Origin of the sequence: Sinorhizobium medicae, assembly GCF_007827695.1 — a bacterium.
Taxonomy (GTDB): Bacteria; Pseudomonadota; Alphaproteobacteria; order Rhizobiales; family Rhizobiaceae; genus Sinorhizobium; species Sinorhizobium medicae.
The window spans coordinates 271,458-285,472 of sequence record NZ_VITA01000007.1; the positions used below are offsets into that span (position 1 = coordinate 271,458).

The following is a 14,015-nucleotide window of genomic DNA, read 5'->3' on the forward strand; positions in this document are numbered from 1 at the left end:
TTTCTGATCGCGATTTCGATTGCTATTTGAGCTTGTTCAGAACGCGCGCAAAGGCGCGGTCGATATCTTCCTCCCGGTCATGCCGTCCGTTACGGATCTTCCATTCGCCCGCGACCATGACGTCGCGAACAGTATCCCCGCCCAGTGCGAAGAGCCAGCGATCGAGGATCTGGTTGCCGCCTGCCGCCGCGATGTAAGGATTGGCGCCGTCCAGAACGACGAGGTCGGCCTTGCCGCCGACGTGGATGCCGGGTTCGCCCGCGCCGGCGGCCCGGGCGCCGCCTGCGAGCGCCGCATCGAAGATGGTCCTGCCGACGGATGCGCCTGATGCGGCGAGCCGATTGCGCCTGCGGTCGCGCAGCCGCTGGCCGTATTCAAGGAGGCGCAGTTCTTCAGCTACGCTTGTTGCAACGTGGCTGTCGGTGCCGACGCCGAAGCGGCCGCCTGCGGCAAGGTAATCCACCGCCGGAAAAATCCCGTCGCCCAGATTGGCCTCGGTCGCCGGGCAAAGGCCGGCGACGGCTCCCGAATGGGCGAGCCGTCTCGTTTCCCCGGGCGTCATGTGCGTCGCGTGGATCGCACACCAGCGCTCGTCTACCGGCATATTGTCGAGGAGCCATTCGACCGGGCGCTGCCCGCTCCAGGCCAGGCAATCCTTCACTTCGCGCGGTTGCTCGGCGACATGGATGTGGATGGGCCCCGTGACCGGGGATGATTCCAGAATGACGCCCATTTCCTCCGGCGTCGCTGCCCGCAGCGAGTGGATGGCATAGCCGAGTGTGGCGCCGGCCGCCTCGCAAGCGGGCGAGAGCCGATCTAGGAGCGCGAGGAAGCGGTCCGGATCATGCAGGAAGGGGCGCTGCCCTGCCTTGGGTGCCGCTCCGCCGAAATTGGCGCGGGCATAGAAGACCGGCAAATGGGTGAGGCCGATGCCGCTCGTCTGAGCGGCCCTCAATATGCGCAGCGACATTTCTGCCGGGTCCGCGTATGGGGTGCCGTCGAGCTGGTGGTGGAGGTAGTGGAATTCGACGACCCGGCCGAAGCCGCCCTTCAGCATCTCCACGTAGAGCTTGGCGCCGATTGCCTCGACATCATCCGGATCGACCAGCCCGACGGTGCGATACATCTCCTCCCGCCAGGTCCAGAAGCTGTCGTCGCCGGTTCCGGCCACTTCCGCGAGACCGGCCATGGCACGCTGGAAGGCATGGGAATGCAGGTTTGTCATCGTCGGGACGACAGGGCCGCAAAGCCGTTCGTCTTCCGGAGTTGCCAATTGGCCCGCTTCCACCGCGACGATGGATCCCGCCTGGTCGATGGAGATCGCGACGTTCTCGGACCAACCGGTCGGCAGCAGCGCCTGTTCGGCAAACAGTCGGTGAGCGGACGAAGCTGTCATAGGTGCCGTTCCTGTACGTGGTTGTATATGGAACTATAGATATTTTCTTGTGGCGCGCAAGTTGGAAATAAAGGAAAACAATTCCTGATTTCCGGCCCCGGCGGGCGGTCGCATATGGAGCATCGAATGGCGGTATTGGGGCGCAGGAGCGATAGGGCGGTCTTCGACGACGGACCGGTGCCGCGCTATGAGGCGGTCAAGCAGTTCATCCGGAGCCGCATCGAAAGCGGCGAGTGGCCGCCACACCATCGCATTCCTTCCGAAAACGATATCGTCGCCGATCTCGGCGTCAGCCGCATGACCGCCAATCGCGCCCTTCGCGAGTTGGCGAGCGAGGGAGCGATCACGCGGGTACAGGGGGTGGGATCGTTTGTCGCTGCCCATAAAGGAAGCACGGCCCTTCTGGAGGTCCGCAATATTGCCGACGAGATCCGCGAGCGCGGCCACAGGCATACCTCGCGGACAGCGCTCATGGAAGAGGAGCAGGCAAGCCCCGAAATCGCGGAGGCGCTCGGGCTTACGACTAAGGCGCGGGTCTTTCACTCGATCATCGTTCATGCGGAGAACGACGTTCCGATCCAGATCGAAGACCGCTTCGTCAATCCCGCAATCTGCCCCAATTATCTGGAACAGGATTTTGCCAGCATGACCCCGAACGTCTATCTGACCCTGGTGGCGCCGATCACGCGCACGGAGCAGATCGTCGAGGCCGTGCAGCCAAAGCCGTGGGAATGCAAGCTTCTTTCGATCAGCCGCGGCGAGCCGTGCCTGATGATCCGCCGCCGGACCTGGTCGGAAACCGCGAATGTGACGGTCGCACGTCTTGTTTATCCGGGCACACGCTATCGTCTCGAGGGTGTTTCGCAGTAACAGATACACCTTTGACCGACGGGAAGGATAGGATGGTAGACGAATTGCTGAAGCACCGGACGCAGCTTGCAAGACCGGACGTGTCGACCGACGAAGCGCAGGCGGTCCTGGCCCAACACTACGGTCTTTCCGGTGATCTTGCCGAACTCGGCAGCCAGCAGGATCGCAACTTCCGCGTCGACGCAGACGAAGGGCGTTTCGTTCTGAAGGTAACGCGCGTCGAATATGCGCGGGTGGAGATCGAAGCCCAGAATGCCGCATTGCGGCATGTCGGCGCAAAGCCCGGCGCGCCGAAAGTGCCGGAAGTGGTGCCCTCTCTCGGCGGTGAGGACATCGTCTCCGCAGCCGTTCGCGAGGAGACCTATCATGTCCGCTTGCTCACCTATCTCGAGGGTAGCCCTCTGACGCGCCGCAGGCACCTGGGCGCTGAATCGGTGGCGGCACTCGGCGATGTTGCGGGACAACTCGCCGCCGCACTCAAGGATTTCGATCATCCTGGGCTCGAACGAGAGCTGCAATGGGACCTCAGAAGGGCGGGGCCGGTCGCGCTGCACCTGCTTTCGGCCATGGCCGACGTGGACCTGCGCAAGCGCATTGCCGAGGCGATGATCGGTGCGATGCGCAAAGTTCAGCCCTTGATGCCGGAGCTGCGCCTGCAGGCGGTCCATCAGGACGTTACCGACGACAATGTCGTGAGCCGGGTGGACAGCGGCGGGCGGCTCATCCCCGACGGTGTCATCGATTTCGGCGACGTCCTGAAGGGCTGGGTGGTCGCCGATCTCGCCGTCACCTGCGCATCGTTGCTGCACCATGCGGGCGGCGATCCCTTCACTATCCTGCCGGCGGTGAAGGCGTTCCATGCGGCTTACCCGCTGACCGATGCCGAATTGACGGCCCTCTGGCCGCTGATCGTCGCACGCGCCTGCGTTCTCGTCGCGAGCTCGGCGCACCAGCTCGAGGTCGATCCGGAAAATGCCTATGCCGCAAGCAATGCCGCGCATGAGCGGGAAATCTTCGACGTTGCGGTTTCGGTGCCGAACGAGCTGATGGAGCATGCGATCAGAAAAGCTGTGGCAAGGGAACGGCAGCCAGCGCCATCCGAGATGCACGGCCGCCTGTTGCCGGACCTCAATGCCGCAAGTGTCGGCATCGTCGATCTCTCCGTGCTCGGGCCGCACCTTCCTGCCGATCGCTGGCACTACGAGGACACCGAAGCGCTGCTCCTGCAGTCGGCGGCGCGCGCGGCCGGCGCCGCGGCAACCCGCTATGGCGAGTACCGGCTTACCGAAACGCGGCTCCTGCAGGCAAGCGCGCCACGAACATTCGCGCTCCACGTGGATTTGTGCCTACACGGGCAGACCGCCGTGCATGCGCCTTTCGCGGGCCGGCTCCACCAGGGCGGCGGCAAGCTGATCCTCTCGGGAGAGGGTCTTCACCTCCATCTTTACGGTGTCGAGGCGGACGATCCTGCCGAAGGTACGTTGGAGCCGGGCGCGAGGATCGGATTGGTCCCCGGCGAACCGTCCGCATTGAGGTTCCTGCGCGTACAGCTTTGCACTGTGCTGGATATGGATCCGCCCGCCTTCGCTGCCCCGCATCAGGCGGAGGCATGGGGCCGGCTCTGCCCATCGCCTGAGACGATCTTGGGTTTCGGATGCGATGCGCCCTTGCCTGACGCAGCCGCGCTCCTGCAGCGCCGTCACCGGCATTATGCACGGCCGCAGAAGAACTATTATCGCATGCCGCCGCAGATCGAGCGCGGGTGGAAGGAGCACCTCTTCGACCTCGAGGGGCGCGCCTATCTCGACATGGTCAACAATGTCACGCTCGTCGGCCACGGGCACTCCCGATTGTCCGCTGCGGTCGGGCGGCAATGGTCCTTGCTCAACACCAATTCGCGGTTTCACTATGCCGCCGTGGCGGAATTCTCGGAACGCCTGGCGGCACTGGCGCCAGAGGGGCTCGACACGGTCTTTCTCGTCAACAGCGGTTCGGAGGCGAACGATCTCGCCCTCCGGCTCGCCTGGGCCGCTTCCGGCGCGCGCAATGTAGTCTCGCTACTCGAGGCCTATCACGGCTGGACGGTTGCAAGCGACGCCGTTTCCACCTCGATCGCCGACAACCCGCAAGCGCTGACGACGCGTCCGGACTGGGTGCATCCGGTCGTCTCACCGAATACCTATCGCGGTCCGTTCCGCGGGGAGGGATCGACGGGCGACTATGTGGATGCCGTCTCTCGAAAGCTCCGGGAACTCGACGAGAAGGGCGGGAAGCTCGCCGGCTTCATCTCAGAGCCCGTCTACGGCAATGCCGGAGGCATTCCGCTTCCGCCGGGCTATCTGGAAGCGGTCTATGCCCTGGTGCGAGCGAGGGGCGGCGTCTGCATCGCCGACGAGGTGCAGGTCGGCTACGGCCGGCTCGGCCATTATTTCTGGGGTTTCGAGCAACAGGGCGTGGTGCCCGATATCATCACCGTCGCAAAGGGTATGGGCAACGGCCACCCGCTGGGCGCCGTGATCACCAGGCGCACAATTGCCGATGCGCTGGAGGAGGAAGGCTATTTCTTCTCCTCGGCCGGCGGCAGCCCCGTGAGTTCGGTGGTCGGCCTGACCGTCCTCGACATCCTTCACGACGAGGCCCTGACGGAGAATGCCCGGTCCGTGGGCGACTACCTCAAGGGGCGCCTCGAGGCGCTCGTGGAGCGGTTTCCGCTCGCCGGCGCCGTTCACGGCATGGGGCTCTATCTGGGCGTCGAATTCGTCCGGGACCGCGAAACGCTCGAACCCGCCACGGAAGAGACGGCCGCGATCTGCGACCGCCTTCTCGACCTCGGCGTTATCATGCAGCCGACCGGAGACCATTTGAACGTCCTGAAGATCAAGCCGCCGCTCTGCCTCGCCCGGGAGAGCGCGGATTTCTTCGCCGACACGCTGGGCAGGGTGCTCGAAGAGGGGTGGTAACAATCGAGACGCCGGATGAGGGCGGAAAACCGCAGACACGTGTCCGCATCCCGCTCTCAGTTCAGCGGACCGGCGGAGCGTAAATCAGGCCACCGGCGTTCCAGAGCTTGTTGAGGCCGCGATCGATCTTCAGCGCGCTCGCCTGGCCGAGGTGACGCTCGAAGATCTCGCCGTAATTGCCGACGGCCGAGACCACCTGATAAGCCCAATCCGGATTGAGGCCGAGCGCCCTGCCGGCTTCGTTGTCGACGCCGAGAAAGCGTTTTTGCGCGACGGTCCCGCTTTCAAGAAGCGACGCGGCCGACTCCAGGGTGATACCCAGTTCCTCCGCTTCTACCATCGCGAAGAGTGTCCAGCGAACCACTTTGAACCACTGGTCGTCGCCTTGCCGGACGGCAGGGCCGAGCGGCTCCTTGGAGATGACCTCCGGCAGGACGACGAAGCGGTCGGGATCGTTGAGCGTCATCCGCTGGGAATAGAGCGCGGAGGCGTCGGTGGAATAGACGTCGCAGCGGCCGGCGTTGAAGGCCCGGATCGTTTGGTCGGCCTTTTCGAAGGCGATGACCTTGTACTCGATCTTGTTGGCGCTGAAATAGTCCGCCATATTCTGCTCGGTCGTGGTGCCGGTCTCGGTGCAGACGGAAGCGCCGGAGAGCTCCTTGACGCTTTTGACGCCGATATCGTCGCGCACCATGAAGGCCTGGCCGTCGTAATAGGTCACGCCGACGAAGCTCATGCCGAGATCCGTATCGCGCGACAGCGTCCAGGTGGTCTGGCGCGACAGCAGATCGACCTCGCCGGACTGCAGGGCAGTAAAGCGTTCCTTGGTCGAAAGCGGCACATATTTTACCTGGTCCGCGTCGCCGAGGGCGGCGGCCGCGACCGCGCGGCAGAAGTCGATATCGAAGCCGGACCACTCGCCCTTGTCATCAGGGGCAGAGAAGCCGAGCACGCCCTGGCTCACGCCGCAACGCAACTCACCGCGCTGCTTGACGACGTCGAGGGTCGCGGCCTGCGTTGCGGTGCCGGCAAGAAGCGCCGCTGCAAAGAGTGCCGAGATTCCGGTTTTCATGGTCCTGTTCTCCTCCGTTTTTGGACGCAATTCCTCGCTCCGGCGCACGCATCGTTGCGCCGGATGGCTCTGGTGGTTCGGTGATGTCTTTACGTCGAGCTCTATCCGGCTCGCGCGAGCACGGCCTCGAATGTCTCCGCGAGCACGGCGATCAGGTGATCGGCATCGCGCTTCGAAAAGATCATGGGCGGACGCATCTTCAGGACATTGTCATGCGGTCCCTCCGTGCCCATCAGGACGCCGCGCTGCCGTGCTCCGTTCGAGACGGCCCGGGCGATCTCCGTCGCCGGCGCCTTGGTGCTTCGGTCGCTGACGAGCTCTATGCCGAGAAAGAGGCCGAGACCCCTGATGTCGCCGATGACCTCATAGCGCTCCTGCATCGAGCGGAAGGCGGCAAGGAGATAATTGCCGATCTCAAGGGCGTTGCGGCGCAAGTCTTCGCCTTCGATGACGTCGAGCACGGCGAGGCCGGCGGCGCAGGACACGGGATTGCCGCCGAAGGTGTTGAAATATTCCATGCCGTTGTCGAACGAGGCCGCGATCTCACGCGTGGTGACCACGGCGGCGAGCGGATGACCCGCGCCGATCGGCTTGCCCATTGTGACGACGTCGGGGACGACGCCTTGCGTTTCGAAGGCCCACCAATGGCTGCCGACCCGGCCGAAACCGACCTGTACCTCATCCGCGATGCAGACGCCCCCGGCGTCCCGAACCATGCGGTAGACCTCCTTGAGGTACCCGTCCGGCAGAAACACCTGGCCTGCGACGCTGGGAATGGACTCGGCGAGGAAAAAGCCGGGCGCTTCGCCTCTGGCACGCATGGCCGCGATCAGTTCGGCGATGTCTTCTGCAAAGCGTTTGCCATGCTCCTCGGCCGGCCAATCGGCGGGGGCGTGATAACTGTCCGGGACGGCTGCCACGTGCACATGCGATTTTGGACCCCTTCCGCCCTTGCGGCGAAATTTGTAAGCGCTGAGATCGATCAGTTCCTGCGTCGTGCCGTGATAGGCCCAGTCGAGCACGAGAGCGTTTTCGCGGCCCGTGTGCGCACGCATCAGGCGCAGGGCGAGGCTGTTGGCTTCGGAGCCGCTATTGGCGAAGGCGGCAATCGCGAGTTCCTTCGGCAACGTCGACGTCAGCCGCTCGGCATAGGCGACGATATTATCGTGGAGGTAGCGCGTGTTGGTATTGAGCGTTGCGGCCTGGCGCGCGATCGCTTCCACCACGGCCGGATGGGCGTGACCGATGTGGCAGACATTGTTGAAGCAGTCGAGATAGGCGCGACCGCGATCGTCGATGAGCCAGACGCCTTCGCCGCGCACGAACTTTATCGGCTTTTCGTAGGAGATCGACAGGTTCGAGAGCAGCAGGTCCTTTCGAAGCCTGACGATTTCCTCATGGGTGCGGCCGGTCTGCTCGTAGAATTCCGGAGCAACACCGGCAAATGCGCTTGCGTCGGGGAAAAGTTCTGACCAGACGTCGAGATAGCGTTCCTCGCCCACGCCCAGGATTTCCGACGCCGAAAGGCCCGTGTCCGTGCAGATCTGCAGATGCAGATGCGGCGCCCAGCCGCCGTTTTCCTCCGGAGCGCCCATTTCGCCGACGAGCGCGCCGGCCTCCAGCGTGTCGCCGGCCTTCAGCCGACCGACAGCTTCATGGGCAAGATGTCCCCAGAGCGTCAGGAAGGGCGGGCAACCCTCCGGTTCATGGCGCAGCGCGACAAGGCAGCCATAGCCGAGCGGATCCGTCTCGATCTCGACACTCGCGACCGTCGCCGCGAGCGGCGTATAGACCTTCGTGCCTGCAGCCTTGAAGAGGTCGAGGCCGAGATGGCGCGAGCGGCGGGTCTTCTCGAGCAGGCGCGAGACGAACATTTCGCCCGAATAGACGGTGCGGGGCCTCACCCCAGGGACCGATGCCGAGCTCGACACCGGTACCACGGCAATGCTCCGTCCAAACCGATTGCGCCTCATGCGGCCGCGCCGCTGCCGAATTTACGGTCATCGGATGCGCAGGGTCGCCATAGGGGACAATGTCGGCGGCATAGGCTGCGGCTGGACGGTCGAGAAGCGCCAGCAGGTTCTTGCGGTTGCGGTCGATCCAGGCGCCGACGGCGCGGGCGCCGGCGACAGCCTCGAAACCGCAGGCCTTTCTCAGGATTGCCGTCGCGAAGCGCGGGTTCATCGCATCGAGCTTGCGCAGGAGCGCCCAGGCCGGCCTTTCGCTGATCGCGAGGTAAGGGTTGCCACCGGTATGCGCCCGACGCGAGGCGGAGATCGTCACCGAGGTCACCAGTCGCATGGCGATCAGGTCGAAGAGGAGGTCGACTTCCTCTTCGAGGAGTGGGTATTCGGCGTGATAACCATTGGCGATCGCAGCGGCCGCGCCGATCGGATCGGGATGATCGAGCCCGGCATAGGCGGCCGCGATGGCGACTTCAGCCATGACGGGCGTATAGAGGGCATCGCCGAAGTCAATGATGCCGGAGATGCGGTTGCGATCGTCCTCACCGACGAGCACGTTCCAGTCGTTCGCGTCGTTATGGATGACGGCCGAACGCAGCATCGGCAGCCGCGGGGCGATGCGCTCTTCGAACCGATCGATAAAGCGTTGAAGAAGAGCACGATCCTGGGGATCGGCGACATGCAGGAGCCGCCCGGCAGAGCGTCCGGCATTGCGGATGTCCCAGTCGAGATCGCGAAGTGCGCCAGGATGCATGAAGCCCTTGAGCGAGGCGTCGAAGCGGCCGAGCATGTGGCCGAGGGACCGAAGCGCCGCGTCGGTCCTTTCGGACTGGGCAAGCGGCATGCCCTCGATCCAGCTGACCAGGCGCAACCGGTGAACGAGGCCGCTCCTGGCGCTCGTCGTAGCCAGGCTTTCGCCGGATAAGGCAGGCTGCAGATGCGGCACCGGAAGAGTGTCGGCCCTGGCGCCGAGATGCGCCAGAAGGGCCGTCTGAAAATCGCTTTCGATTTCGGGCTCGGCCGCATTGATGATCTTCAGGATATAGCTGCGGCCGTCGCCGGCGCTGACTTTGAAGTTCTGGTCCCGCTCGCTGTCGAGCGGCGTGAGCGCCGCGTTCAGTCCGAAATGCTGCGCAAGGAGTGCTTGCGCCTCTTCGATCGTGAAATCGGGTGTCGTCTTCAGCATGTCGTTCATGGGAACCCTCGCTCTTGTCACGAGAGTTGCACGCCCGCCCGGCGGGTGCACCAGTCATTTCGCCGGTTGCACCGGCATTTTGTTTGTAATAACCGTCATTTTGCCGGCGCTTTCAATTCCGGCCGAAGGAGACGGAAAATCGACGCTGTAGACAGAACAATCCTCAGCATTTTGAGCCGCGAGGCGCGCATTCCGATGAAGTCGCTGGCCGGGCGCATCGGTTTGTCACGCAGCGCGACGGCAGAGCGCGTCGCACGGCTGGAGAAGGCCGGTGTCATCCGCGGCTACCGCGCCGATATCGGCCAGCTGGAAGAAGGGCAGATCGAGGCCTTCCTCCTGGTGACGCTGCAGCGGACGCCTTCGCTTGGCGTGCTTGACCGGCTCGCCGGGTTTTCCTCGGTCAGGCGGGTCTCCTCCGTCAGCGGTCAGCTCGACCTTATCGTGGAGGTGGAGGTCGCATCGATCAATGCGCTCAACGAGTTGCGCAACGAGGTTGCGCAACTCGACAATGTCGAGGATCTGACCACCTCGATCGTGCTGCGCCGCGACATCGAGCGAGGCTGAGCGGCTCTTCGAAGCGACCGCTACCGTATGCACAACCTCCTGAAAGCTCCCATTAACCCTCGCTCAGCATCTCCGCCTCGCCGCCCGTGCGGCCGATGAGATTGCGGCGAACGCGGCCGACATCGCGCAAGGGCGGCTCTCCGAAGTGGCGGGCATATTCGCGGCTGAACTGGGATTGGCTCTCATAACCGACCTTGTGGCCGGCATTGCCGGCATCGAGGCGCTCCTCCAGCATCAGGCGCCGTGCCTCCTGGAGGCGGAGCTGCTTCTGGTATTGCAACGGGCTCATCGCCGTGATGGCCTTGAAATGGTGATGCAGCGAGGAAACGCTCATGCTGACGCGGCTTGCGAGGTCTTCGATGCGCAGCGGCCTGGAATAATGCTCTTTCAGCCAGGAGACCGCACGGCCGATCTGGTGCGGCTGGCTCTCCGTTGTCGCCATTTGTCGGAGCTTGGCGCCGTGCGGCCCGAGCAGCAGCCGGTAAAGGAGTTCCTGTTCGATCAGCGGCAAGAGCACAGGAACGTCGTGCGGTCTGTCGAGGAGCCGCAGCAGCCGAAGCGCCGTGTCCTCGAGATCGGGTGTAAGCTTGCTCACCGCCATGCCGCGCGGCGAGCCTGCGGATTTCGCAGCCCCGTGGCCGATGGTGTCGAGCAGCGCCGGAACCCTCGTCGGATCGATCTGGAAAGTCATGCTGAGATAGGGTTCTTCGGGCGACGTGAGCGATATTTGCGAGAGAACCGGCAGGTCGATCGAGGTCAGAAGGTAGTCGGAGGCTCCGTAAACGAGTGTTTCTTCGCCGAGCACGACACGTTTGGCCCCCTGAACGATGATCGCAACACTCGGCTTGTAAGCGGCGCAGTTCAGCTTCGCCGCAACCGAATGCCGGTGAATGCTGAGGCCGGGTATGCTCGTCTGGTGGTCACCGTCCGCTCCGGCGATCCGGGCAATAATATCGATCATTTCCTGACGCGGCGCGTCTTGAATGTCTTTCATATTCAGAAGTCTTTCCAAACGCTTGGATATATGAGACTAGGAAAGGAACATAGGTCTGTTACGTCAGAACGCTACCGCAAATGGATGATCTTTGCAGGATCGTGCAAAATTATTGCAGGATCGAACTAACGCACTGCCCTCGTGAGGCAGCATAGTCCCGCCTGCCGCCTTCGGTCCATACCGACAGGCGCGACTTTCCTACAGATGAGGACAGACCAATGGCCATTGCACGAGGATATGCGGCGACGGACGCTTCGAAGCCGCTCGCCCCCTTCACCTTCGAACGCCGCGAGCCGCGCGACGACGACGTGGTGATCGACATCAAATATTGTGGCGTCTGCCATTCCGATATCCACCAGGCGCGTGACGAATGGGGCAACTCGACTTTTCCCATGGTTCCCGGTCACGAAATCGTCGGGCTCGTCAGGGCGGTCGGCTCCAAGGTCACGAAATTCAAGATCGGCGATCGGGTAGGGGTTGGCTGCTTCGTGGATTCCTGCACGACCTGCGCCACGCGCGATCTCGACCTGGAGCAGTACTTGCCCGGCCTTGTGGTCACATATAACGGCGTGGAGGCCGACGGGACTCCGACGCAGGGAGGTTATTCCGACCATATCGTCGTCAAGGAGGGTTATGTGCTCTCCATTCCGGAGAACCTGCCGCTCGATGCAGCCGCACCGCTGCTTTGCGCCGGCATCACGCTCTATTCGCCGCTGCGTCACTGGGAGGCCGGCCCGGGCAAGAAGGTGGCGATCGTCGGCATGGGCGGCCTCGGCCACATGGGCGTGAAGCTCGCCCATGCGATGGGGGCGGAGGTCACGGTGCTCAGCCAGACGCTTTCCAAGAAGGAGGATGGGCTCAAGCTCGGGGCCGATCACTACTACGCGACGAAGGATCCGGAGACGTTTACGAAGCTCGCGGGCAGCTTCGACCTCATCATCTGCACGGTCGCGGCCGAGATCGACTGGAACGCCTATCTCAACCTCCTGAAGATCGACGGCGATCTGGTGCTGGTCGGCATTCCTGAGAATCCGGTTCCGGTCCATGCCTTCTCGCTCGTGCCGGCACGGCGCAGTATCTCCGGTTCGATGATCGGCTCGATCAAGGAGACGCAGGAGATGCTGGATTTCTGCGGCGAGCACGGCATCGCTTCGGAGATCGAGATGATCGAGATCGGGCAGATCAACGAGGCTTACGAACGCGTGGTGAGAAGCGACGTACGCTACCGCTTCGTCATCGACATGGCCTCGCTCAAGGCCTGATTTGCAGGGCCGCTGCCGTTGTCTCAAAGCAACGGCAGCGGCCCGTCATTCTTGATTTCCTCCATGACCGCATAGGTTCGCGTCTCCTTGACGCCCGGGAGTGTCCACAGCACCTGGCCGAGAAAATTACGATAGGCGGCCATGTCCTCGAAGCGCGTCTTGACGAGATAATCGAAGCCTCCCGCCACCATGTGGCATTCGAGCACCGCGGGCGCCTGCTTTATGGCGGCCGCGAACTGGTCGAAGACCTCCGGCGTCGTCTTGTCGAGCATCACCTCGATGAAGACCAGCAGCCCGAAGCCGAGCTTGTGCGGATCGAGGCGTGCGCCGAAGCCGGAAACATAGCCCTCTTTCAGGAGCCGCCTCAGGCGTTCGCTGGTCGCGGTCGGGGAAAGCCCGATCCGGTCGGCGAGTTCCAGATTGGTAATCCGCCCGTCCGCCTGCAGGATATTGAGGATTCTCCGGTCCGTCTTGTCGATCTGGTGCATGGCCCCCTCCCGCTTTCCGTTATTCAGGCGGCGAGCCGTGCCTCGGCGAGTTTCACCCAATAGGAGATTCCATGCGGGATGACTTCGTCGTTGAAGTCATAGGCCGGATGATGCAGGCCCGCCGTGTCGCCATTTCCGATGAACACGAAGGCGCCCGGCCGGGAAAGCAGCATGTAGGAGAAGTCCTCGCCGCCCATCAACGGATCGAGCGCTTCATCGACGTTGCCTTCGCCGGCAACCGTGGCGGCGACGGCAAGCGCGTGGCCGGTTTCGGCGGCGTGGTTCACGGTCACCGGATAGTTACGGCCGTACCAGATGTCGACCGTGGCGCCATAGGCGAGAGCGATGCTCTCGGCGATCTGGCGGATCCGGACTTCGCCGATGTCCCGCACCTCCGGCGTCAAAGCGCGCACTGTGCCGGCGAGAGTGGCCTGTTCGGGGATGACGTTGTGCGCGAAGCCCGCATTGAACTTGGTGACGGAGACGACGATCGAGGCAAGCGGATCGACGGTGCGCGAGGCGATCGTCTGAAGCGCGTTGACGATCTGGGCACCGATGGCGATCGGGTCGATCGTCCTGTGCGGCTGAGCCGCGTGTCCGCCGCGGCCCTTGACCGTGATGGTGAATTCGTCGGTTGAGGCCATGATCGGACCGACACGGCTGCCGAAATGGCCGACCGGCATGCCCGGCATGTTGTGCATGCCATAGACTTCCTCGATCGCGAAGCGCTCCATCATGCCGTCCTTCACCATCTCGTTTCCGCCGCCGCCGCCTTCCTCGGCCGGCTGGAAGATCACGGCGACATTGCCGGCAAAATTCCGCGTTTCAGCCAGGTATTTCGCCGCGCCAAGCAGCATGGCCGTGTGCCCGTCGTGGCCGCAGGCATGCATTTTGCCGGGGGTCTTCGAAGTCCAGGCCATTCCGCTCGCCTCAGTGATCGGCAGAGCATCCATGTCGGCCCTGAGCCCGATGGTGCGGCCGGGGCCGCGATTGCCACGGATCAGGCCGACCACTCCGGTGCGGCCGAGCCCGGTCACGATTTCGTCAACGCCGAATTCCTTCAGTTTCCGTTCGACGAAGGCTGCCGTGTTTTCGACTGCGAACAGAAGCTCCGGGTTCTGGTGCAGGTGGCGCCGCCATTCTGTCACTTCGGTCTTGAGGTCGGCGGCACGGTTCAAAATCGGCATCGTTCGTTTCCTGTCGGTCTGTTCGTTCCATGGGGTTCGAAACCTGAGGTCCGGCGCTGGAGC

Annotated in this window: 9 protein-coding genes and 1 pseudogene; 4 read left to right on the forward strand and 6 right to left on the reverse strand. The window is 63.5% G+C overall.

Features of this window, described 5'->3' with window-relative positions; all coding sequences use genetic code 11:
• Positions 1 to 22: 22 nt before the first annotated feature.
• The gene (gene hutF, locus FB009_RS14915; RefSeq protein WP_145161650.1) at positions 23 to 1,396 is read right to left on the reverse strand and encodes a formimidoylglutamate deiminase; all 1,374 of its coding nucleotides are present in this window, start codon (positions 1,394 to 1,396) and stop codon (positions 23 to 25) included.
• 126 nt (positions 1,397 to 1,522) lie between these two features.
• On the opposite strand from hutF, the gene hutC reads away from it, so the two are divergent.
• The gene (hutC, locus tag FB009_RS14920) at positions 1,523 to 2,266 is read left to right on the forward strand and encodes a histidine utilization repressor (RefSeq protein WP_012066801.1); all 744 of its coding nucleotides are present in this window, start codon (positions 1,523 to 1,525) and stop codon (positions 2,264 to 2,266) included.
• 32 nt (positions 2,267 to 2,298) lie between these two features.
• Entirely contained in the window at positions 2,299 to 5,226 is a 2,928-nt protein-coding gene (locus tag FB009_RS14925) for an aminotransferase (RefSeq protein WP_012066800.1), read from the forward strand.
• Between the two features lie 61 nt (positions 5,227 to 5,287).
• Here the strand turns inward: FB009_RS14925 and FB009_RS14930 are convergent, their stop codons facing one another.
• Positions 5,288 to 6,298, reverse strand: coding sequence for an amino acid ABC transporter substrate-binding protein (locus tag FB009_RS14930; RefSeq protein ID WP_102045061.1), 1,011 nt, complete (start codon positions 6,296 to 6,298; stop codon positions 5,288 to 5,290).
• A 101-nt stretch (positions 6,299 to 6,399) separates the two neighbouring features.
• Positions 6,400 to 9,457: pseudogene (locus FB009_RS14935) on the reverse strand (aminotransferase class III-fold pyridoxal phosphate-dependent enzyme).
• Between the two features lie 66 nt (positions 9,458 to 9,523).
• On the opposite strand from FB009_RS14935, the gene FB009_RS14940 reads away from it, so the two are divergent.
• Positions 9,524 to 10,021, forward strand: coding sequence for an Lrp/AsnC family transcriptional regulator (locus tag FB009_RS14940; RefSeq protein ID WP_012066797.1), 498 nt, complete (start codon positions 9,524 to 9,526; stop codon positions 10,019 to 10,021).
• 52 nt (positions 10,022 to 10,073) lie between these two features.
• On the opposite strand, the gene FB009_RS14945 is transcribed toward FB009_RS14940, so the two are convergent.
• Positions 10,074 to 11,015 (reverse strand): AraC family transcriptional regulator, encoded by a 942-nt coding sequence (locus FB009_RS14945; protein WP_012066796.1) that lies wholly within the window; start codon positions 11,013 to 11,015, stop codon positions 10,074 to 10,076.
• A gap of 218 nt (positions 11,016 to 11,233) precedes the next feature.
• Between FB009_RS14945 and FB009_RS14950 the strand changes: the two genes are divergently transcribed.
• Positions 11,234 to 12,277, forward strand: a complete 1,044-nt coding sequence (locus FB009_RS14950; RefSeq protein ID WP_012066795.1) for an NAD(P)-dependent alcohol dehydrogenase — start codon at positions 11,234 to 11,236, stop codon at positions 12,275 to 12,277.
• A 23-nt stretch (positions 12,278 to 12,300) separates the two neighbouring features.
• On the opposite strand, the gene FB009_RS14955 is transcribed toward FB009_RS14950, so the two are convergent.
• A complete protein-coding gene (locus FB009_RS14955) occupies positions 12,301 to 12,765 on the reverse strand; it encodes an Lrp/AsnC ligand binding domain-containing protein (RefSeq protein ID WP_010970133.1) in 465 nt (154 codons plus the stop codon).
• A 23-nt stretch (positions 12,766 to 12,788) separates the two neighbouring features.
• Positions 12,789 to 13,952: a M20 aminoacylase family protein gene (locus tag FB009_RS14960; protein WP_012066794.1), complete on the reverse strand. Its 1,164-nt coding sequence runs from the start codon at positions 13,950 to 13,952 to the stop codon at positions 12,789 to 12,791.
• Positions 13,953 to 14,015: the final 63 nt, after the last annotated feature.